The sequence below is a fragment of the Pseudomonas brassicacearum subsp. brassicacearum genome, assembly GCF_008801605.1.
In the GTDB taxonomy this organism is placed as follows: Bacteria; Pseudomonadota; Gammaproteobacteria; order Pseudomonadales; family Pseudomonadaceae; genus Aquipseudomonas; species Aquipseudomonas brassicacearum.
On the sequence record NZ_VZPJ01000003.1, the window covers coordinates 399,099 to 420,256 of the forward strand.

At 61.1% G+C, this 21,158-nt stretch carries 22 protein-coding genes; 13 read left to right on the forward strand and 9 right to left on the reverse strand.

Annotated features, from left to right (window positions below):
• The first annotated feature begins 59 nt into the window (after positions 1-59).
• The 3 genes from F7R20_RS10360 (at position 60) to F7R20_RS10370 (ending at position 2,437) form a co-directional block, all read left to right on the forward strand.
• The gene (locus F7R20_RS10360) at positions 60-386 is read left to right on the forward strand and encodes a hypothetical protein (protein WP_003205402.1); all 327 of its coding nucleotides are present in this window, start codon (positions 60-62) and stop codon (positions 384-386) included.
• Positions 387-466: 80 nt separating this feature from the next.
• Positions 467-1,216 carry a YkgJ family cysteine cluster protein gene (locus tag F7R20_RS10365; protein ID WP_013694187.1) on the forward strand — a complete coding sequence of 250 codons (750 nt, stop codon included), beginning with the start codon at positions 467-469 and terminating at the stop codon, positions 1,214-1,216.
• A 249-nt stretch (positions 1,217-1,465) separates the two neighbouring features.
• Positions 1,466-2,437, forward strand: a complete 972-nt coding sequence (locus F7R20_RS10370) for a 2-hydroxyacid dehydrogenase (protein WP_003205404.1) — start codon at positions 1,466-1,468, stop codon at positions 2,435-2,437.
• A 41-nt stretch (positions 2,438-2,478) separates the two neighbouring features.
• Here F7R20_RS10370 and F7R20_RS10375 read toward each other — a convergent pair whose 3' ends face one another.
• Positions 2,479-3,381: a DMT family transporter gene (locus tag F7R20_RS10375; RefSeq protein ID WP_003205405.1), complete on the reverse strand. Its 903-nt coding sequence runs from the start codon at positions 3,379-3,381 to the stop codon at positions 2,479-2,481.
• A 136-nt stretch (positions 3,382-3,517) separates the two neighbouring features.
• On the opposite strand from F7R20_RS10375, the gene F7R20_RS10380 reads away from it, so the two are divergent.
• Complete coding sequence (locus tag F7R20_RS10380; protein ID WP_003205406.1) at positions 3,518-4,393, forward strand: helix-turn-helix domain-containing protein; 876 nt, start codon at positions 3,518-3,520, stop codon at positions 4,391-4,393.
• Positions 4,394-4,528: 135 nt separating this feature from the next.
• Here F7R20_RS10380 and F7R20_RS10385 read toward each other — a convergent pair whose 3' ends face one another.
• A complete protein-coding gene (locus F7R20_RS10385) occupies positions 4,529-4,939 on the reverse strand; it encodes an HPF/RaiA family ribosome-associated protein (RefSeq protein WP_003205407.1) in 411 nt (136 codons plus the stop codon).
• A 508-nt stretch (positions 4,940-5,447) separates the two neighbouring features.
• Here F7R20_RS10385 and F7R20_RS10390 point away from each other — a divergent pair.
• Entirely contained in the window at positions 5,448-5,765 is a 318-nt protein-coding gene (locus tag F7R20_RS10390; RefSeq protein WP_003205408.1) for a DUF3509 domain-containing protein, read from the forward strand.
• Here F7R20_RS10390 and F7R20_RS10395 read toward each other — a convergent pair.
• The gene (locus F7R20_RS10395) at positions 5,762-6,262 is read right to left on the reverse strand and encodes a phosphate-starvation-inducible protein PsiE (RefSeq protein ID WP_003205409.1); all 501 of its coding nucleotides are present in this window, start codon (positions 6,260-6,262) and stop codon (positions 5,762-5,764) included. The two genes, F7R20_RS10390 and F7R20_RS10395, sit on opposite strands and share 4 nt — an antisense overlap.
• A gap of 322 nt (positions 6,263-6,584) precedes the next feature.
• On the opposite strand from F7R20_RS10395, the gene F7R20_RS10400 reads away from it, so the two are divergent.
• On the forward strand, positions 6,585-6,845 hold the full coding sequence (locus F7R20_RS10400; RefSeq protein ID WP_003205410.1) for a YebG family protein: 261 nt from the start codon (positions 6,585-6,587) through the stop codon (positions 6,843-6,845).
• Between the two features lie 75 nt (positions 6,846-6,920).
• On the opposite strand, the gene F7R20_RS10405 is transcribed toward F7R20_RS10400, so the two are convergent.
• A complete protein-coding gene (locus F7R20_RS10405) occupies positions 6,921-8,312 on the reverse strand; it encodes an aminotransferase-like domain-containing protein (RefSeq protein ID WP_003205412.1) in 1,392 nt (463 codons plus the stop codon).
• Positions 8,313-8,654: 342 nt separating this feature from the next.
• On the opposite strand from F7R20_RS10405, the gene F7R20_RS10410 reads away from it, so the two are divergent.
• From F7R20_RS10410 to glyA, 5 genes are all read left to right on the forward strand, one after another.
• Positions 8,655-9,860 carry a benzoate/H(+) symporter BenE family transporter gene (locus F7R20_RS10410; protein WP_003205413.1) on the forward strand — a complete coding sequence of 402 codons (1,206 nt, stop codon included), beginning with the start codon at positions 8,655-8,657 and terminating at the stop codon, positions 9,858-9,860.
• Complete coding sequence (locus tag F7R20_RS10415) at positions 9,857-11,029, forward strand: NAD(P)/FAD-dependent oxidoreductase (RefSeq protein ID WP_003205415.1); 1,173 nt, start codon at positions 9,857-9,859, stop codon at positions 11,027-11,029. Before F7R20_RS10410 ends, F7R20_RS10415 begins: the two co-directional genes overlap by 4 nt.
• A gap of 29 nt (positions 11,030-11,058) precedes the next feature.
• The gene (locus F7R20_RS10420; RefSeq protein WP_003205417.1) at positions 11,059-11,490 is read left to right on the forward strand and encodes a Rid family detoxifying hydrolase; all 432 of its coding nucleotides are present in this window, start codon (positions 11,059-11,061) and stop codon (positions 11,488-11,490) included.
• A gap of 94 nt (positions 11,491-11,584) precedes the next feature.
• Positions 11,585-12,838: a threonine synthase gene (thrC, locus tag F7R20_RS10425; protein WP_003205418.1), complete on the forward strand. Its 1,254-nt coding sequence runs from the start codon at positions 11,585-11,587 to the stop codon at positions 12,836-12,838.
• 11 nt (positions 12,839-12,849) lie between these two features.
• Entirely contained in the window at positions 12,850-14,088 is a 1,239-nt protein-coding gene (gene glyA, locus F7R20_RS10430; RefSeq protein WP_003205420.1) for a serine hydroxymethyltransferase, read from the forward strand.
• Positions 14,089-14,226: 138 nt separating this feature from the next.
• Here the strand turns inward: glyA and F7R20_RS10440 are convergent, their stop codons facing one another.
• Positions 14,227-15,246: a Glu/Leu/Phe/Val dehydrogenase family protein gene (locus F7R20_RS10440; protein ID WP_003205422.1), complete on the reverse strand. Its 1,020-nt coding sequence runs from the start codon at positions 15,244-15,246 to the stop codon at positions 14,227-14,229.
• Between the two features lie 187 nt (positions 15,247-15,433).
• Here F7R20_RS10440 and F7R20_RS10445 point away from each other — a divergent pair, with 187 nt between their 5' ends.
• Entirely contained in the window at positions 15,434-16,237 is an 804-nt protein-coding gene (locus F7R20_RS10445) for a SirB1 family protein (protein ID WP_003205424.1), read from the forward strand.
• A gap of 140 nt (positions 16,238-16,377) precedes the next feature.
• On the opposite strand, the gene maiA is transcribed toward F7R20_RS10445, so the two are convergent.
• The 3 genes from maiA to hmgA are packed head-to-tail and all read right to left on the reverse strand — an operon-like array spanning position 16,378 to position 19,639.
• The gene (gene maiA / locus F7R20_RS10450; RefSeq protein WP_003205425.1) at positions 16,378-17,016 is read right to left on the reverse strand and encodes a maleylacetoacetate isomerase; all 639 of its coding nucleotides are present in this window, start codon (positions 17,014-17,016) and stop codon (positions 16,378-16,380) included.
• A gap of 10 nt (positions 17,017-17,026) precedes the next feature.
• Positions 17,027-18,331, reverse strand: coding sequence for a fumarylacetoacetase (gene fahA, locus F7R20_RS10455; RefSeq protein ID WP_003205427.1), 1,305 nt, complete (start codon positions 18,329-18,331; stop codon positions 17,027-17,029).
• A gap of 3 nt (positions 18,332-18,334) precedes the next feature.
• Positions 18,335-19,639 (reverse strand): homogentisate 1,2-dioxygenase, encoded by a 1,305-nt coding sequence (gene hmgA / locus F7R20_RS10460; protein ID WP_013694190.1) that lies wholly within the window; start codon positions 19,637-19,639, stop codon positions 18,335-18,337.
• A 151-nt stretch (positions 19,640-19,790) separates the two neighbouring features.
• Between hmgA and F7R20_RS10465 the strand changes: the two genes are divergently transcribed.
• Positions 19,791-20,612, forward strand: a complete 822-nt coding sequence (locus F7R20_RS10465) for an IclR family transcriptional regulator (protein ID WP_003205431.1) — start codon at positions 19,791-19,793, stop codon at positions 20,610-20,612.
• On the opposite strand, the gene F7R20_RS10470 is transcribed toward F7R20_RS10465, so the two are convergent.
• Complete coding sequence (locus tag F7R20_RS10470) at positions 20,577-20,972, reverse strand: hypothetical protein (protein WP_050516632.1); 396 nt, start codon at positions 20,970-20,972, stop codon at positions 20,577-20,579. The genes F7R20_RS10465 and F7R20_RS10470 overlap by 36 nt on opposite strands.
• Between the last annotated feature and the right edge of the window lie 186 nt (positions 20,973-21,158).

Below are 21,158 nucleotides of genomic sequence, written 5' to 3' on the forward strand. Positions count from 1 at the left end.
TCACCGTCCGACAACCTCAGGCATACTCTTGTCCTGGCTTCCCGGAACAAGGCTCCCTGATGAAAATCCGCATATTGACTCTCCTTGGCCTCACCGTCCTGGCCTCCCAGGCCCATGCCTCCAGCCCGGACGCCTGGGCCGCCCACGATAAAGCCGTGCTGGCCAGTTGCATCAAGGCCAGCGGCTTGAAGAGCGCCGAGCCGGTGGGTAACGCCGCTCAATTCGACGACCGAGTCGGCTACACCGCGCTGTTACTGCAAGGCCAATATCCGCAGAAACACATGAAAGGGGCGATCGGCACCGAGTTGTGCCTCTACCGCAAAAAAACCAAAACCGCCTATGTGACCGAGTGGGACTCGATCCGCCAGGCCGCTACCGACCGGTGAGTGGCGCATAACTTGCTTCGCACGGTCCATCACGGCGTTTTTCTGTCGCCGTCCCCCAGCTTTCTGCGACCGGGCGCTCAATGAACACAACGTTTTCCTGTGTAGGGTGCGGCAAATGCTGCACCGATCACCACGTCCCCCTGACCCTCGACGAGGCCCGGATGTGGGCGGACGACGGCGGCCAGGTGATTGTCCTGGTGGAAGCCTTCCTGCCCAACGGCCTCGGCCTGCCGGCAGGGCAACGCGAGCATGCCGAGCGCCGCTCGGCGGTGGTCCACAGCGGCAGCATCGAGGCCCTTGTGGCGATCACCTTTGCCGCCTACAACGTCGGCCGTTGTCGGAATCTTGACGATGAAAACCTGTGCCGCATCTATGAGCGCCGCCCCTTGGTGTGCCGCATCTATCCGATGGAAATCAACCCGCACATCCCGCTCAATATCGCCGTCAAGGAATGCCCTCCAGAGTCGTGGGAAACCGGGCCACAACTGATACTCGGCGGTGAACTGGTCGATCAGGAACTGGTCCGGTTGATCGAGCGTTCACGCCAGGCCGACCGTGAAGAGATCGCCATCAAGGACCGCATCTGCGCCGCCCTGGGCATCCGCACCACCGCGCTCAAGGGTGACGGGTTCACCGCGTATCTGCCGCAGATGAGCGCATTCGTGGCCGCCCTCGATCAGGCACGCCTGCAACCTGCGCAACAGCACACCAGTGAATGGCTGTTCCATCTGTCTGGCGATGATGTGGCCAGCCAGGTATTGGCCAGCGGCGCGCGGGTGGTCACTGAAGCGCCGATCAATTACGCCTTTATTTCGCTGCGGGCGGCATAAACCTAGCGACTCGCTCCCACATTCTACCTGGGGTGAGCCCCAATGCCTTGTCCACTGCAGGCCCCTGTGGGAGCGAGCTTGCTCGCGATGGCGGACTGTCAGCCGACATCCATGTTGAGTGGTCTACGGCTATCGCGAGCAAGCTCGCTCCCACAGGGGTTGGCTACATTCCCAATCAGCTCCCTCTCGCCTAACCCTCGCCAGGAATGTTAGCGTGCTTGGTATCTTCTCCCCGACGAGCCTTGCACGATGAAAAAAACCGTACTTGCCTTCAGCCGTATCACACCCCAGGTGGTCGAGCGCCTGCAACAGGACTTCGACGTGATTGTGCCGAGCCCGTCCAAGGGCGATATCAACGCACAGTTCAACGAAGCCCTGCCCCACGCCCACGGGCTGATCGGGGTCGGTCGCAAACTCGGGCGCGAGCAACTGCAAGGCGCCGCGAACCTGCAAGTGGTATCCAGCATATCGGTGGGCTACGACAACTATGACCTGGCCTATTTCAACGAGCGCGGGATCATGCTCACCAATACCCCCGACGTACTCACCGAAAGCACCGCCGACCTGGCCTTCGCCCTGCTGATGAGCAGCGCCCGGCGCGTGGCCGAACTGGACGCCTGGACCAAGGCAGGCCAATGGCAGGCGACAGTCGGCCCGCAACTGTTCGGCAGCGATGTACATGGCAAGACCCTGGGTATCGTCGGCATGGGCAACATCGGCGCAGCCATTGCCCGGCGTGGCCGGCTGGGGTTCAACATGCCGATCCTCTACAGCGGCAACAGCCGCAAGACCGAACTGGAAAACCAATTGGGCGCACAATTTCGCGAACTGGACCAGTTGCTGGCCGAAGCGGACTTCGTCTGCCTCGTCGTGCCATTGAGCGAGAAGACCCGCCATCTGATCGGCCAGCGTGAATTGGGCCTGATGAAACCGAGCGCCATCCTGGTCAACATTTCCCGGGGCCCGGTGGTGGATGAACCGGCGCTGATCGAAGCCCTGCAGAACAATCGCATCCGCGGCGCCGGGCTGGATGTCTACGAGAAAGAACCGCTGGCCGAATCGCCGCTGTTCCAGTTGAAAAACGCCGTCACCCTGCCCCACATCGGCTCGGCCACCCACGAAACCCGTGCCGCCATGGCCGATCTGGCTGTGGATAACCTGCGCAGTGCATTGCTGGGCGAGCGACCGCAGAACCTGGTCAACCCGCAAGTCTGGAAGTAACCGCTTAGGCCGGCCCGAGCGGGCCGGCCAACGCAGTCATTTCAACGCGCACCCAAGGCGGCCTTCATGGGCTGTGGCCGAGGCTTGCGAAACACCAGCACGTTCCCCAGCATCACCAACACCAGCCCCACCAACGCCGGCGCCGTCCACTGGTAGCCCTCGACAAACGCCGACACGTTCAACGCCACCACCGGGAACAACACGGTGCAATACGCCGCCCGCTCCGGCCCCATGCGCCCCACCAGCGTCAGATAGGCAGTAAAGCCGATCACCGAACCCGGGATCACCAGGTACAACAGTGAGCCGATGTAGCGCGTGTTCCATTCCATGTCGAACGGGATGCCTTTGAACGTGCACCACACCGCCAACATCGCCGCGCCATAGGCCATGCCCCAGGCGTTGGTGGTCAACGGCTTGAGGCCGGCCTTCTGTTGCAGGCTCGACAGCATGTTGCCTGCCGAGAAACACAAGGTGCCCAGCAACGCCAGCGCCAGGCCAAGCAAGGTTTGCGGGCTGGCGCTATGACCGGCCAGCTCCGGCCAGAACAGCAGCGCCAGCCCCAGCAGCCCCAGGGCGCCACCCAACAGCACGTTACGGGCAATCCGCTGACCGAAGAACACACGGGCATTGAGGGCATTCCAGAGCGTGGCGGTGGAAAACACCACGGCGACCAACCCACTGGGAATCCACTGGCTGGCGGTCAGGAAGCACATGAAGTTGATGCAGAACAGACACAGGCCCTGGGCAACGCAAATCAAATGGCCACGCCGATTCATCACCTGCAAGCGCCGGCTGAGCAAGAGCATCGCAAACAGGATCAGGGCCGCAAGGCCGAAGCGATAGACAATCGACACCGGGATGGCGACGACGCCCAACTGCAGTTTCAGGGCAATCCAGGTGGTGCCCCAGATGAGCACGGTAAGCAGGTACAACGAGAGGTTCATGGTGACGGCTCCTGACAATGACGTTCAGTGTCCCGCTGCCATTGACCCGGCGCTTGCGTAAACTTGCGGTTTTGTCAGCTGACAGGCTGGCACGGACCGGCCGACGGAGTAGGATGCAAGCGTTGGAGAACCGATCATGTCCACACTGCAAACCCTGCAAGTCTTTCAAGCCCTCAACAGCTCACCCAATGCTCGCCTGGAGCACAGCGCCGAGCTCGGGGACGGCCTGGCGGCCGCTTTGTGGAGCAATCACCACGATGCCCAGGACTACGAGGCGCCAACGCACCATACGCTATCGTGCTACATCGCTGGCGGCACCGGTACGTTTCGCCGCGAGCGACCCGACACCACGGGGGCACCGGACAAACTCTGCATCCTGCCGGCCGGGCATGAATCAGCCTGGGTCATCAACGGCGATATTCGCCTCGCCCACCTGTATTTCAGTGCGGAACAATTTGCCCTTGGTTGCGTCACGCTGCTGGACCGCGAGCCCCGGCAGGTGCAACTGCACGAGGAGACCTTCCTCGACGACCCGCGACAAGCACAGCGTTTTCGCCAGTTGATCGCGCTGAACTGGGACGAACCCGGTGAACGCCTGCTGACCACCAGCCTGGCCCATGACTTGCTCAATCACCTGCTGCTCAGCCAGGTGGGCCAGCGCCAGGGACTTCGCCTCAAAGGCGGCCTGGCCGCTCATCAACGGCGGTTGCTGGTGGATTACGTCGACAGCCACTTGGCCAATGCCATCAGCCTCGGCCAATTGGCGGCGCTGTGTGCGTTGTCCGAATACCACTTCGCGCGGATGTTCCGCGAAAGCTTCGGGCTGCCTCCTCATCAATATGTGCTGGCCAGACGCTTGACCTGCGCGCGGCATTTGCTGCGCACCACCTCACAACCGCTGGGCGACGTGGCGCTGGCCTGCGGATTTGCCAGCGCCAGCCACTTCACCAATCGATTCCGTCAGGCCCTGGGTGCGACGCCTGGGGAGTATCGGCAGGCGTTCTTGCGCTAGCGCCGGCTATCGCCATCGCGAGCAGGCTCGCTCCCACAGGAGAATGTGATCCATGCAGGAGCGCAAAGCGATAAAAACAAAACGGGCCTGCGATTGCAGGCCCGTTTTTCAGTCGCAAGTGAAATGAACGAGGTTTCAGCCGTGAAGCGCGGCCCGTTCGTTTTCCAGGAATTCCTCTTCCAGCATCGCATCGGCCAAGGCTACGGATTCGCTCGGTTCCTCAATGACGGCGCGCTTGCCGCGCAGTTTGCCGAACAAATGCTCCAGGGCATTTTCAAGTTTGGTGGCCGCGCCTTCGATCGCCAGTTCCAGCGATTCGGCCTTGTGCGTCACGGAAATCGGCTGATGGCCCTTTGGCCGTGCTTCAAGCTGGCAACGCAGATCATGGGGACCAGGCTTATCGCCGTTCTCGTCCCGCAGATGAACCTCAACCCGTGTCAGGTCCTCTTCATAACGTTCGAGCGTGCTTTCGATGGTAGTACGTACCCACTCCTCCAGTCGGATGCTGCTTTGAATATGGTTATCGCTGTTGACTTGGATTTGCATAGTTCATCCCTTATTTCAGCTAGCTCGCCGGGGGCCGTCGACGTTGATGCAACGGCCCCTTGAATACAGAGTCGGGCTGGCGGATGAACAATTCAACCCCTAAAAAAAGATAAATATTCATATGCAAATAAAGCCAGACAACGGCCAAAAGCGCTGTTAATGTCGGGAGTTACCCCTGCCCTGCCTGCCCACCATAAATCGCCTCCCCTCCTGCACCGTCAGCGAACATCCGCGCGTTATTGCCCCGAAACGGGCAGCGGCCACAGCCGCATTCCAGAGCGTTTGGCGCCCAGGCGCCGTGATCATTGTCCGACAGTTTTTCCGGCATGCCACTTGCTAACTCCCTGTAGGAGCTGCCGCAGGCTGCGATCTTTTGATCTTGAGGCCTGCCTGGCCCCAGGAATCTCGAGATGAACACGATCATGGAATGGCCGGTGGTCCGGTGTTGCGAACTAATCCCGATCATGGCCGGTCAACAACTGCACGTTCAATCAGGCGGTGACGCATCATGGACAACCCTTTTCAGATCATTACCGACGCCTTTGCGCCGCATTATCAAATCAACCTGAGCATTCAGGGCCTGGACGGCAGCATCATGCTGACCCTGTCCAAGAGCGGGCGCATCGTTGCCAAACGCATGATCAGCGCCCAGCAGCGCAACGACCCGGAGCGGCTCAAGCGGCTGGTGCAAAGCATTCAGTTCGGTATCGCCATCGAGCAGGGCCACAGCGCCGTGGCCATCCTCGAAGCCATGACCGGCGGAGACAGCATCAAGCTGCCACCACCGCACGCACAGGGGCCGGCGCCCTCTGCCGCCGGGATCTAGATTTCTCCTTTCTCCACCTCGGCATGCTCGCTGGAACCCGCGCCGACCTTGCGGTGCGGGTGCTCGATCTTCACCGAGGGGAACTGCGACGAAGCGTAGCGCACCACCAGGATCGAAAACGCCAGCAGCAGGATGCCACCACACAGGTAGATGATCCCCAGGTCTGGCGGGCTGTGGTGGGAAACGTTGGAAATCAGCAGCCGCGTCAGCGCCGTGATCGCCACGTAGATCAGAAACCGCACCGGCATGTGGTTGGTCTTGAAGTAGATCCCGACCATCGCCCCCAATTCCAGATAGATGAACAGCAGCAGGATGTCATCGATCTTGATGTGTCCTGCTTCGATCATCTGCAAGAATTCCATTACCGCCGCCCACGCGGTCACCGCACCGATGGCGAACAGGGCCAGGTAATGGAAGGTCTCGACGAACAGGTTTCCCAGGGACTCGGCCAGTTGATGGACGTTCTGGCGCAAGGTCTCGGCCCAGTTGATTTTCACGATGTAGTTTCCTTAGGTCGGCTCGACCGGATGATGCGGGTTGGACGTGACGGTTGTTCTGCATGCAGAAAAAAGGCCAGCGACTGAAGGTGAGATGGCGATAGGCTGGTATCCGGCACTTTTGTGATCGTCATGCGGCCTTGTCGCGAGCAAGCTTTGCTCCCACACAAGCTTTTACTCCCACAAGCTTTGCTCTCACATGCAGAAACCGGTCTACATTAAAAAGCCACTATCCAAAGCAACAGGATTCGCTTATTCTTTTGCCTGTATATAAATACAGTAGTCACAAAGACAACCAATGTGAAGGCATGTGAGGTGGTGAATGGCCGTCGAAGTGGTATACCGCAGCAGCCGAGATCTGGAGCGCTTGTTCATGGATAAAGCCGAAGCTGACCGTCATGACAAAATGCTGGAACTCGCCGAATTGCTGGCAGAGGTGTTGCAAAAAGCCGTTCCATCGCTGAGCGAGCAACAGGTCGAGGAAGCCGGGATCTACATGGCGAAGAATCGTGATGTGTTCGCCAAGGCGTTCAAGAGCCAGCCGGACGCCTTGTCCGAACTGCTCAATCCGTCGGACGAATAACTAAAAAAGATCGCAGCCTTCGGCAGCTCCCACATGGAACAACCGTGCAGGAGCTGCCGAAGGCTGCGATCTTTTTCAGTAATAACGGCGTGGATCTGAATCGATCAGGCTCGCCAGCTTGGTCAGGGCGAAACGCAGTTCGTCCTGGCTGGTAGGGGACATCAACACCAGCCGTACACAGCGGGTTGTCCCTGAGCGCTCAGCCTGGAATTGGGTGCCGCTGAGGACCAATACGCCGTTGGCCCGGGCGAGCATGGTGAACTCGTCGCTGGTCCATGGCTCCGGCAGCGTCAACCAGACGTGATAGGAATATGGCTGGGTCTTGAGCTCGAAATTGGCAAAGATTTCCCTGGCGATCGCCTGTCGCCCCGCCGCCTCGTTACGCTGGATGCGAATCAGTTTCTTGTCCAGGCCCTCGGTAATCACATTGCTCGCCAACTGCGCGGTCAATGGCGACGGCATCCAGACGCTGCTGCGCACCATCGAGGTCAGGCGAGACAGCAGTTTCGGCGGGCTGTAGATATAACCTACACGAAGCGCCGGCATGACCGATTTCGACAGACTGGTCAGGTACACCGAACGGTCCGGCGCAAAGGCCGACAGTGGCTTGATCGATGGGTCGGTGGCCAGGAAGCCATAGATATCATCGTCCAGGATGATGAAGTCGAACTCCTCGGCAAGCGCGGCGATCTGGGCCCGACGCTTCTGCGACATGATCGCCGCCGTCGGGTTCTGGCAGGTCGCCACGCAGACCAGCATCGCCGGCTTCTCTCGCAGGCACAGTTCACGCAACGCTTCGGGAATGATGCCCTCGTCATCCATCGGCACGCCACGCAGGCGCCGCTCAAGACCATGGGCCAGGGAGATGATGCCCGGGTAGCAAAGCGCTTCGCAGAGCACCAGGTCACCGGCGTTGGTCAGGGCGCTCATCGCCACCATCAAGCCATGCTGGGCTCCTGCGGTAATCACCACTTGCTGCCATTGCGCGTCGGGCAATGAATGACGCAACCATTGCGCCCCCGCCTCGCGATGCGCCGGGTGACCGCCATCCGGCGCGTAATCCAGTGCGCGAGCGAAATCGGTGCTCTTGGCCATGCCCACCAGCGCGCCACGCAACCAGTACTCCAGGGTTTCGCTGTAGGGCTTGATGATCGAAAGATCGAGCAGTTCGGATTGCCCCAGGTTCAGCGGCGCGGAGGCGCTGTTGCTGGCCGGCAGCTCCAGCTGTTTCTGGTTGAGCACGTAGGTGCCACGCCCCACTTCCCCCTGCACCAAGCGACGCCGATGAGCTTCGCTATAGGCCCGACTGATGGTGCCCGGCGTGACATTCAAGGTGGTGGCCAGCTCCCGCAAGGTCGGCAGGCGATCGCCCTCGTTCAACACGCCGTTGTTGATATCGCGCGCCAACGCATCGGCAATCGACAAATACATCGGCTGACTGAACTCGCTTAGCTGGGGAACCCACATGAATGATCACTGCCCATCGTAGAAATGATGAATATCCGAGCATATCACATGGAGGTTAGGCAACTAATAATTCGACACAATCGACACATTGAGTCGATTGATACGATTATTGAATCGTTTCTCAATGTCATGTGAAGAAATTTTTACTAGAAATAAAATCATTTAAAATCAAATATTTAGTTCTTTAAATCCGCAAAAATAGCCCGTCACAACGGAAAAATATCTCGTAACAATCCCGCTCCCTATTGAATCAACTCAATTCATTCAAATACACTGATCTCGAATCGAAGCAATCGACTCAATCATTCACTGCGCGCTCCTGTCGCGCCAAGTCGAGACATCATGGACACATTCAGAAAGGATCTATCTCTGTCGGCGATCATCGCGGGCTTCATCGCCGTGATCATTTCCTACGCCGGCCCGCTCATCATCGTGTTCCAGGCAGCCAAGGAAGCGCACCTGCCCAACGACGTGGTGTCTTCATGGATCTGGGCCATCTCCATTGGCAGCGGGATTACCGGCCTGTTCCTGAGCTGGCGCCTGCGTGTTCCGGTCATCACCGCATGGTCGACACCGGGTGCAGCGTTGCTGGTGTCGATGCTGCCCACCGTGACCCTGCCCCAGGCCATCGGTGCTTATGTGGTGGCGTCGGTGATCATCGCGCTGGTCGGCCTGTCCGGTGCGTTCGACAAGCTGATGAGCCGCTTGCCCAAGGCCATTGCCGCCGCCATGCTCGCCGGGATCCTGTTCCGCTTCGGCGCCGAGCTGTTCACGTCGATCAAACTGCAGCCGGCTCTGGTCTTGGCGATGATCGCGGCATACCTGATCTTCAAGCGCTTTTCGCCACGCTACGCGATCCTGTCGGTGCTGATCGTCGGTTGCGCGGTGGCCGCCTCGTTCGGTGAACTCAATAGCACCTCGATCACCATCGCCGTGGCCCAGCCGATCTTCATCGCCCCTGAATGGAACTGGCACGCAATCATCAACATCGGCCTGCCACTGGCGCTGGTGACCTTGACCGGCCAGTACGTGCCAGGCATGGCGGTGTTGCGCACCTCGGGCTACAACACGCCGGCACGCTCGATCATCTCGGTCACCGCGATTGGCTCGATCCTGATGGCCCCGTTCGGTTCCCACGGTTTGAACCTGGCGGCCATTACCGCAGCGATCTGCACCGGCCGCGAAGCCCACGAAGACCGCGACAAACGCTACATGGCCGGGATTGCCTGCGGGGTGTTCTACATTCTGATGGGGACCTTCGGCGCCACCCTGGCCTCGGTGTTCTCCGCACTGCCGAAAGAATTGATCGCCGCCCTCGCCGGCCTCGCCTTGTTTGGCGCAATCAGCGCCGGGCTGACCGGCGCCATGGCTGACGAGAAACAACGCGAAGCGGCACTGATCACTTTCCTGGTGACGGCTTCGGGCATGAGTTACCTCGGCCTGGCCGCCGCATTCTGGGGCTTGATCTTCGGCCTCGTGGCGCACTTCGTGCTGACCTACACCCGCGAACGCAAAGCCGCCGTTATCGCCGAGGGCAGCCGACCATGACCGCTCGTTACGACTTCATTGTGGTGGGTGGCGGCATCGCCGGCGTGTCTGCCGCTTATGAATTGGCAGCCCATGGCAGCGTCTGCCTGCTCGAACAGGAACAGCAACTGGCCTATCACACCACGGGGCGCTCAGCCGCGATCTCGATGGAAAGCTACGGCAACCAACAGATCCGCTCACTGACCTGCGCGTCCCGGCGCTTTTTCGAAAACCCGCCCGAGGGCCTGGCCGAGCATCCGCTCTGGTCGCCCCGGGGCGCGCTGATCGTGGCCCAGGCAGCACGGGTGGACAAACTCAAAGCGCGTTTCAGCGCCGTCCTGGGGCAAGTGCCCACGGCCGAGCTGCTCGACGACAAGCAAGTGCAGGAGCTCGTGCCCTACCTCGCCGAAGGCGCCTGGAGCGCCGGGATCTACGAGCCCAGCGCCTTCGATTTGGATGTGCACGGTATTCACGGCGCCTACCTCGGTGGGCTGCGTGCCCGCGGTGGTGTGATCAAGCGCGAGACCGAAGTGCTGCGTGGCGAATATCGCGACGGGCACTGGCGCTTGCACACCCAGGACGGCCAGCAATTGCAAGCAGCCATCGTGGTCAACGCCGCCGGTGCCTGGGCCGATGAATTGGCCGAGCGCTGCGGCGTGCCCAAGGTCGGTGTCCGACCGTTGCGGCGTACCGTGCTGGCGGTCGATCCACAGTGCGACGTGCACCACACGCCCTACCTGGGCACGGTCGACGAGGACATTTTCATCAAGCCTGAAGCCGGGCGGCTGATCGTCTCCCCCTGCGATGAAAGCCCTTCGTTGCCCTGCGACGCGCTGCCGGAAGAGCTTGACCTGGCCATCACCATGGATCGCCTGCAAAACACCACGCGCCTGCGCCCACGCTCGATCATCAATAAGTGGGCAGGCCTGCGAACCTTCGTCGCCGACCGCTCGCCGGTGCTCGGCCAGGATCCGCAGCAAGAGAGTTTTATCTGGCTCGCCGCCCTCGGTGGCTACGGCATCCAGGCCGCGCCCGCCATTGCACGCCTGTGCAGCCATGCGGCGCTGGGCATCGCCATGCCGGACGACCTGGCGGCGCTGCAACTCAACTACCAGCATTTTTCCCCGGCCCGTTGCCGCGACGAGGAATTTTCCAGCCTGGCCGTCAAGCAGGTTGCCGATTTGCACTAACCCCCACCCACTTAACAAGGAACGTCACTATGCAAACCACCGCTCAAATCCAGCCCGCCGCCAAACCTTTCCTGGGCGAAGAGAACGTCATTTTCACCGATAAGGCACCACTGCCGCTGGGTACCTATTCCCAGGGCATCAAGGTCAGCCACGGGCAGACCATCTACCTGTCGGCACAGACCCCGGTCTCGGCGCTGAACAACGAAGTGCTGGCCAAGGATTTCGAAGGCCAACTGCGCCAGACCCTCGACAACCTGGTGCAAATGGCCGAAGCGGCAGGTGGCACTCTGGCGAACGTGGTCAAGGTCACGGCGTTCATCACTGACTTGAGTGAGTTCCCGACCCTCAACCGCGTCATGGAAGAGTACTTCACCAAGCCCTACCCGGCCCGCACCACCGCCGGCGCCAGTGCACTGGCACGCAACACCCTGGTTGCCATCGACGCCATCATGGTGATCTGAAACACCTTCTGTCAGCGGAGTGCCCGTCGGTCCGGTGAGCTGGACCGACGTTGGCAAGGAAAGCACCAGCACAGCGTACTTTCAGAGGGTGACCATGAAAAATTCGTACAGAGAGTATGTATTGCAGTGCCTGGTTTGCGATCGAAGCTACCAGCCCCATGAGGTCAGCTATTACTGCCCTCATTGCAAAGTCGATGGTGCCCTGGACGCGCTTTACGATTACCCGACACTCAAGCGCGAATGGTCCCGGGACAGCCTGGCCCATGACCACGCCCGTGGCATGTGGCGCTATGACCGCTTGATGCCGTTGAGCTCGACGCAATTCATTCCACCGTTACTGGTGGGCAACACGCCGCTGTACTCACGCCCGGAATTGCTCGGCAAAGGCGCCCGGATCAAAGTCTTCGTAAAAGACGAATCGCGGCAACCGACCGGGTCGTTGAAGGATCGCGCCAGCGCCCTGGCGGTGGCCCACGCCATGCAATCCGGTGCACGCACCGTGGCAGTGGCCAGCACCGGTAATGCCGCTTCGGCATTGGCCGGGATGAGCGCCAGCCTGGGCTTGCACAATGTCATTTACCTGCCCAAGAGCGCGCCCCGCGAAAAACTCGCGCAGATGCAGGGCTACGGCGCCGAGATCGTGCTGGTCGACGGGCAATATGACGAAGCTTTCGAGCAATGCCTCAACGCCTGCGAAGAACATGGCTGGTACAACCGCACCACCGGGATCAACTCGTACATGAGCGAAGGCAAGAAAACCGTCGCCTTCGAGATGTGCGAACAACTCAACTGGCAGGTGCCGGACCTGGTGTTCGTGCCCGTCGGCAACGGCTGCATCCTGGGCTCGGTCTACAAGGGCTTTTTCGACTTGCTGCAATTGGGCTGGATCGAACGCATCCCACGCCTGATCGGCGTGCAGGCCGAGCACAGCAACTTCATGTACCGCGCCTGGCGCGACGACCGCTCGATGCAGAAAACCGAGCGCCGTCCCCCCACCAGCCTGGCCAGCAGCATCAATGTGGCGCTGCCGCGTGATCGCCTCAAGGCCATGCGTGCGGTCACCGCCAGCGGCGGCGAGTTCATCTGTGTCAGCGACCCGAGCATTGTCGCCGCCGCCTCGAGATTGGCCGCCAGCACCGGCGTGTTTCCGGAAGCCGGCGCCGCCAGTGCCTTCGCCGGTCTGCTCAAGTATGCCGAAACACACCCCGACACACCGCAAACCGCCGTGATCCTGATCACCGGCAGCGGTTTGAAAGACACTTCCATTTTTCTATCCGACTCGACCAAAAGCCAGCCACGGGTGTTGCCGCATCACGTGACCGCGCCACTGGCCGAGGCGCTTATCTAGGGAATCACACCATGAGCCTGCAAAATTTCGACCCCACCATTGCCCGCCTGATCGACCGCGAGCGCAACCGCCAGGAAACCCACCTGGAGCTGATCGCTTCGGAAAACTATGTCAGCGAGGAAGTGCTCCAGGCCCAGGGTTCCGTGCTCACCAACAAATACGCCGAAGGCTATCCGGGCAAGCGTTACTACGGCGGCTGCAAGGTCGTCGATGAAATCGAGAACCTGGCCATCGAACGCGCTCGCAAGTTGTTCAACTGCGAATACGTCAACGTGCAACCGCACTCCGGCTCCCAGGCCAACCAGGCGGTTTTCCTGGCAGTACTTGAACCCGGCGACACCATCCTGGGCATGTCCCTGGCCCATGGCGGCCACCTGACCCACGGCGCCTCGGTGAATTTTTCCGGCAAGATCTACCGGGCATTTTCCTATGGCCTGGACACGGAAACCGAAACCCTCGACTACGAAGAAATGGAAGCCCTGGCCAGGGAACACCGGCCGAAGATGATCATCGCCGGGGCCTCGGCCTATTCGCGGACCATCGACTTCCAGCGCTTTCGCAAGATCTGCGATGAAATCGGCGCCTACCTGATGGTGGACATGGCGCACTACGCCGGGTTGATCGCTGCCGGCGTGTATCCGTCGCCGGTTGGCATCGCCGACTTCATCACCTCCACCACCCACAAGACCTTGCGCGGCCCGCGCGGCGGTCTGATCCTGGCCAAGGCGCAATATGGCGCCCTGCTCGACAAGACGATTTTCCCGGTGTACCAGGGCGGCCCGCTGATGCACGTCATCGCCGCCAAGGCCGTGGCGTTCAACGAAGCCTTGGGCGATGGGTTCAAGCATTACCAGCAGCGGGTGATCGACAACGCCCGCGTCATGGCCGACGTCCTGACCCGACGCGGCTTGCGGGTGGTGTCCGGCGGTACTGATTGCCATATGTTCCTGCTCGATCTGCGCTCGATGAACATCACCGGCAAAGACGCCGAGGCGCTGCTGGAAAGCGCCCATATCACCTTGAACAAAAACGCGATTCCCAACGATCCGCAGAAACCGGCCATCACCAGCGGCATTCGCATCGGCACGCCGGCACTGACCACCCGCGGTTTTGGCGAAGCCGAATGTGCCGAAGTGGCGAACTTGATCGCCGACCTGCTGGAACAGCCGGACAACGCAGCACGCCTGGACAACACCCGGCGCCGAGTGATGCATCTTTGCGAATGCTTTCCGGTGTATCTGTTGAGGTAATTGCAGCTGTGGGAGCAAAGCTTGCTCGCGATGAACGATGACTCGATTAGCCTGAACAGTCGCGGCGCCTGCATCGCGGGCAGGCCTTGCTCCCACAGATAGGCTGCTTCACTACTACCCATTACTTCCTTTTGATTTTCAGCGGTACAACAAACGCTCCGCCAGCTCATCGGCTACCCGGGCCGGTGAGCGCTTCTCCGCCTGGGCGTGGGCGAAGACTTCCGTGAGCCGGGCACCGATTTTCGACAAGTGCGCGGTGATCGTCGACAGTTCTTCGCCACGATGTTTCAGCGCGACGTAGATCAGGCCACCGGAGTTGATCACATAGTCCGGCGCATAGAGAATTCCACGTCTTTCCAACTGGTCGGCCACTTGCAGGTTGCTCAACTGATTATGGGCCGAGCCGGCAACGGCCGAGCAGCGCAGTTGTGCCACGCTTTGGCTGTTGAGCACCCCACCCAACCCGCAAGGAGCAAGGATGTCGCAGGGCGTGCTGAGCAACGCGTCGTTGGCGATCGGATGGGCGCCCAGTTGCTCCATCGCCAATTGCACCTTGCCAGGGTCGATGTCGCTGACCAGCAATTCGGCACCAGCCGCGTGCAGTTGTTCGGCCAAGGCATAACCGACGTTGCCCAGGCCCTGGATCGCCACCCGCAGGCTTTCGAGGTTATCGCTGCCCAGGCGGGCCATGGCGGTGGCACGGATACCGGCAAAGACCCCCATTGCCGCGTGGGGCGCGGGATCTCCCGAGGCCGTGGTGCTGGTGACATGGCGAGTCTGCTGGGCGATGCAATCCATGTCGGCCACCGACGTGCCGCTGTCGATGGCCGTGATATAGCGACCGTCCAACTGCTCGATACAACGACCAAAGGCTTCGAACAACGCAGCCCGACTCTCGACATGGGCCGGGCGCATGATCACCGCCACCCCGCCGCCCACGGGCAAGCCGGCCAGTGCCGCCTTGTAGCTCATGCCTTGGGCCAGGCGCACGGCATCGGCCACGGCACTTTCGTCGTCGGGGTAGGCAAGATAACGACAGCCCCCCAGGGCGGGCCCCGGACGGCTGCAATGAATGGCAATCACCGCCTTCAACCCGGTTGCCGGGTCTACGCTTAGGTGCAGCGATTCAAGGCGGGAGCTTTGCATGAGAGCAAACATCGAAAGGCTCCCGAATCACTTTTGTTTGTTTCGCCAGTATAGGCGTGCAGTCGAAATTTGCTGGAGCACGCAGGAATAAGTCGCCGGGGTGGTCAGTCCTTTTCGGCATAACCTGTTACAGCCTCTGTCCGAGACTGGACGAAAATCCACGGCAGGGCTAAAACGGGAGCATAGCCCGGAGAGTTTGATGAAACCGCGCCAAGCCTTTTTTGATTGTCTGCACCGCTCGCCACCAGCGCTGTTCGAAGCGGCGCTGTGGATCGCTGCCGAACATGATCGCGAGGTCGACGTACCGGCCTTGCTGAAGGATTTCAAGGAGCTGCAACAACGGGTCAGCCAGGGCTTGCCGATGCTGCCTGTCAGCGAACTGGGCCAGCCCTTGCTGCGGCGGCTCAATGACTTGGGTTTCGCCCAGGACGACTTCACGCCTTTGCGACCGCGAGCGGCGTTACTGGACAAAGTCCTGGCGCGCAAACGCGGGCAGCCCCTGGCCCTCGGCCTGATCGCCCTGGAACTGGCCCGAGGCCTGGAAATTCCGATGGTCGGTGTCAATTTCCCCGGGCATTTCCTGTTGAAGGTGCCCGGCGCCGATCACCTGCTCGATCCGTGCGGTGGCCGCCGGTTGTACCCCAATGACTGCCGGGAACTGCTACAGCGCCAATACGGCGCGAACATGCAGCTCAAGGCTGAACACCTGGTCAACGCCGAGCCGATGCAGATGCTGCAGCGCCTGTCGCGCAACCTGCGTCAACTGCATCTGGCGAACGACGATTACATCGCGGCCCTGATCGACGCCGAACGGGTGCTGGAGCTGGGCAACGCCAGCGCCGCCGACTACCTGGCCCGCGCCAGCCTGTATCAGCGACTCGATTGCCCCAACGCCGAACGCTTCGACCTGGAGCATGCCCTGATGCTCAGCGACGATCCGATCCAGCGAATCCGACTGACGGAGCGGCTGGGGCATTTGCCACCGAATTCGGTTGTGCATTGAGCGGTTGCAGGTGGTTAAATCGCTATCGCGAGCAAGCTCGCTCCCACAGTTGATCGCATTGAACTCAGGTTTTGTGCTTGTCACAGTCCAATGTGGGAGCGAGCTTGCTCGCGATAGCGGTGCAACGGCCTACATCAATGTCAGGCCGGGGTATCCGGCTGCTTCGCCGGGTGCGCCTGTTGGAACGCCACATGCCCAGCCGCCAACGCCGCAACACGACGGATCCGCGGATACGCCAGCAACGAAACATTGAACCGCTCGGCCGCGTACAACTGCGGGATCAGGTATACATCCGCCAGCCCCGGCGCTGCACCGAAGCAATAGCCATCGTCGCCAATCAACTGCTCCACCGCCGCCAAGCCCTGGCTGATCCAGTGGCCGATCCACTCCGTCACCTGCGTTTCATCGTGGCCCCACTGCCGCAGTTTGTTGAGCACGCTGACGTTGTGCAGGGGGTGAATGTCGCAACCGATCAGCGCGGCGACGCCTCGTTCGTGGGCGCGCATCGCCAGGTCGGCGCTGAGCAGCGGCACCTGTGGATAACGCTCCTCCAGGTATTCGATGATGGCCGGCGATTGCACCAGCAGCGCGCCCTCATCGGTGCGCAGCGCCGGCACCCGGCCCTGGGGGTTGATCGCCAGATAGGCCGGCTGGCGATGCTCGCCCCCAGGCGCAGCGATCAGGTTGACCGGCAGGGCCTGGTAATCCAGGCCCTTGAGCGCCAGTGCAATGCGCACCCGATAGGACGAGGTGGAGCGATAGTAGGTATAGAGTTCCATGCCCTGCCCCTCAACGCGCCGGCAGGATCTTGCCCCGGCACTCGCCGAAGCCGATGGACGCGAAACCCTCGCGGCGGCAACGGGCCCGCAAGATGATTTCGTCACCGTCCTCAAGGAATCGGCGCACTTCGCCAGACGCCAGTTCGATCGGTTTTTTACCGCCTTCGGTGATTTCCAGCAGACTGCCGAATTGATGGTTTTCAGGGCCCGACAGGGTGCCCGAGCCAAACAGGTCGCCGGCCTGCAACTGGCAACCGTTGACGCTGTGGTGCGCAACCATTTGCGCCACGGTCCAGTACATGTACTGGGTGTTGCTCAGGGTCAGGCGCTGGGCCGGCAGGTTTTGCTCGCCCATGGCCTCGGTGAGCAACAGGACTTCCAGCTCGATGTCGAAGGCACCGCCGGCCTGGTCACGCTTGTCCAGCAGATACGGCAGCGGTTGCGGATCGCCTTGCGGGCGTGCCGGTTGCGGGCGACGGAACGGTTCCAGGGCTTCAGCCGTCACCACCCATGGCGAAATACTGGTCAGGAAACTCTTCGACAGGAACGGCCCCAGTGGCTGGTATTCCCACGCCTGGATATCCCGGGCCGACCAGTCGTTGAGCAGGCAGAACCCGCCAATGTGTTCGGCGGCATCGCCGATGGGGATCGGTTCGCCCAGGGCATTGCCCTTGCCGATCCAGATGCCCAGTTCCAGCTCATAGTCCAGCCGCGCACACGGGCCGAAGGTCGGCTCGCTCTGGCCGGCCGGCAGGGTCTGGCCCTTGGGGCGGCGCACGTCGGTGCCGGACGGGCGAATGGTCGAGGCGCGACCGTGGTAACCGATGGGGACGTATTTGTAGTTGGGCAGCAACGGATTGTCGGGGCGGAACAGCTTGCCGACATTCTGCGCGTGCTCGATACCGACGTAGAAGTCGGTGTAGTCGTTGATCCTGGCCGGCAGGTGCATCTGGCAGTCGGCCGCGAGGAGCAGCAGTTTCGCGCCCTGGGCTTCGACCTTGCCACGCAGGGGGCTGTCCTCGCGCAGCAGTTCCAGCAGTCGTTCACGCAGGGCAACCCGGGCGCCTCGGCCCAGGTCGAAAAATGCATTCAACTGGCCGTCGGCCATGGCTTCGACAGCCTGGCGTGCCGCGCCGTCAAACAAGCCCGCGTGCAGCGCCGCCTGCAGATCGAAAATGCGCTCGCCAATCGCCACGCCGCTGCGCAGGGCACCGCCATCGACACTGAAGATACCCAATGGCAGGTTCTGCAACGGGAAGTCCGCATGGCCGTTGGCACAGGCGACCCAGCTACGGGCAGGGGAAAGTTGAGTCATGGGTTATCTCCGGGTCGGGTCGAACGTGACAGGCAGCGAGGCCCAACATGCATCGTAGTCGGTTTGCAGTTGCGGGCAGCCCAGGGCGAAACGACTTGGACGCAGCACCTGGCTGGTCTCGAACATGAACGCCATGGTGTTGTCGATTTTCGCCGGCTGTAGATCGGCGTTGATCGCCTTGGTACAGGTCTCGCCATCCGGGCCATGGGCACTCATGCAGCTGTGCAAGGACGCGCCGCCCGGTAGGAAACCTTCGGCCTTGGCATCGTAGGCGCCCTGGATCAGGCCCATGAATTCGTTCATCAGGTTGCGGTGGAACCACGGTGGACGGAAGGTGTTCTCTGCCACCATCCAGCGTGGCGGGAAAATCACGAAATCGAGGTTGGCCAGGCCGTGGACGCTGGTGGGCGAGGTCAACACGGTGAAAATAGACGGGTCCGGGTGATCGAAGCTGACCGTGCCAATGGTGTTGAAGCGGCGCAGATCATATTTATACGGCACGTTGTTGCCGTGCCAGGCCACCACGTCGAGGGGCGAATGATCCAGCTCGCACCCCCACAACTCACCGAGGAATTTCTGCACCAGCGGGGTCGGTTGCGCGAGGTTCTCGTAATGGGCGACCGGAGTCAGGAAATCCCGCGGATTCGCCAGGCCATTGCTGCCGATGGGCCCGAGGTCCGGCAGGCGTAGCGGCGCGCCATGATTTTCGGCGAGGTAACCACGGGCCTGCGGATCGAGCAGTTCAATGCGAAATTTCAGCCCCCGGGGCAGCACGACGATTTCCAGTGGTGCCAGTTCCAGCACGCCCAACTCGGTGGCGATCCGCAGCCGTCCCAGTTGCGGCACGATCAGCCATTCACCGTCGGCATTGAAAAATACCCGCTCCATGGAGCGGTTGGCCCGGTACTGATAAAGGCTGATGCCGGCCGGCTTGTCCGCACCGGCATTGGCCGCCATGCACACCAGCCCGTCGATGAAATCGGTGGGCTCGGCGGGGATCTCCAGCGGGTTCCAACGCAGGCGATTGGGTGTGACGTCGCCCAATGGGCCGCCCGCCAATTGCCGTTCGAGCTTGGTGAAGGCCGGATGATTGGCCGACGGCCGGATGCGATACATCCAGGTACGCCGCGCTTCGCTGCGAGCCATGGTGAACGCCGTGCCGGAGAACAACTCGGCATAGAGACCGTACGGGGCTTTCTGTGGCGAGTTCTGGCCGACGGGCAGTGCGCCGGGCAATGCTTCGCTGGCAAATTCGTTGCCCAAGCCTGATTGGTAAGCCAGGTCCGACGCTGGGGAATCGAGGTTCATGGAGCCTCCAGGAATGCGGCCCGTCACTCAACGGAGTGGTTGAGGCGCACCGGGTTATTTTTATCGTAATTCGATTACGCATAACGTAATTTGCTCGACAGCGACCGTCAAGCTATAAAGACGCCCATTCGCCTCTGGACCCTGCGCCTCCATGGAAACCCCGCTCAGCAACGGTAAACAGAAAGTCCGCTCGGCCGAAGTCGGCACCGACATCCTCAAGGCCCTGGCCGAACTGTCGCCCTCCACGTCGCTGTCGCGGCTGGCCGAACACGTGCAAATGCCGGCGAGCAAGGTTCATCGGTATCTGCAGGCCTTGATCGCCAGCGGGTTTGCCGAGCAGAACGCCGCTACCAACCACTATGGCCTGGGCCGCGAGGCCCTGCGCGTAGGCCTGGCCGCGCTCAACGGTATGGACGTGCTGCAAGTGGCCGCCCTGCCCCTGGCCGAACTGCGCGACGACTTGAACGAAACCTGCTTCCTGGCGGTGTGGGGCAACCATGGCGCGACCGTGGTACGGATCGAACCCGCCGTGCGGGCCGTGACCGTGGTGACGCAACTGGGTTCGGTATTGCCACTGCTCAGTTCGTCCACGGGGCTGGTGTTCAGCGCTTATCTGCCGGAGCGCGAGACCATCGGTTTACGCGAGCAGGAAGTACAAGGCACCGAGCACCACGCCCTCGCCGACGATCGCGTTTATGCCGCGTTGTGCGAACAGATTCGCAGTCGCGGCCTGCACCATGTGCATGGCTTGCTGATGCCGGGCGTGGATGCCTTGTCCGCTCCGGTATTCAATGCCGTCGGCGAGGTGAAAGCGGTGATGACGATCGTGGGACCGACCTCGCTGTTCCACGCCGACGAAGACGGCCCGGCGGCGCAACGCCTGTTGGCGGCGACCCGGGCCGTGAGTTGGCGGATGGGGTATGAAGCGAGTCCGGGATCAGCCCAGCAAATCCGGGACAATCCTGATCACTAAATCATTCAGGTGAGAGGTGATCAGTTGCGGATGGAGATAACGCTCTTCGCCGCTGAAGGGAACGGTATAAATCCCCTGGTGACGGCCCTTGGAGTGATAGGGAATCACATCATTCCTGAAGTGGCCCAATAGATACTCAATCAGTTGCTCGGACGACGACACCATGCGCTTGCCGGGGCCGTGCGCAATAAAACTGGTCACGTACACGCCATCCGGATCGACGTTGGGCACGTGGACTTTCAATGCCCCGTGCACATCCTCGACGGACAAGGGCCTGAGGGGACGCGGGGATAAATCCATAGCAGGCTTGTCCGTCAAACTTGCAACAATGTCCGTGACGATTGTCTCAAACGCTATCAAGTCCAGCGTCCTGACCCGGTCCTCGGAGTCTTTCAGAGTGGGAAGAAAACAACGGAGTATTCATAAGGCATCCTTGTCATTTCATCGCCTCGAACTTCCTGTCCGGGCCGTTATTGATTGTGCGGCTGATACAACAGCGCGGCATCTCGATTCAACTGAAGACGCAACTTAGGCTTGAACTTCAGT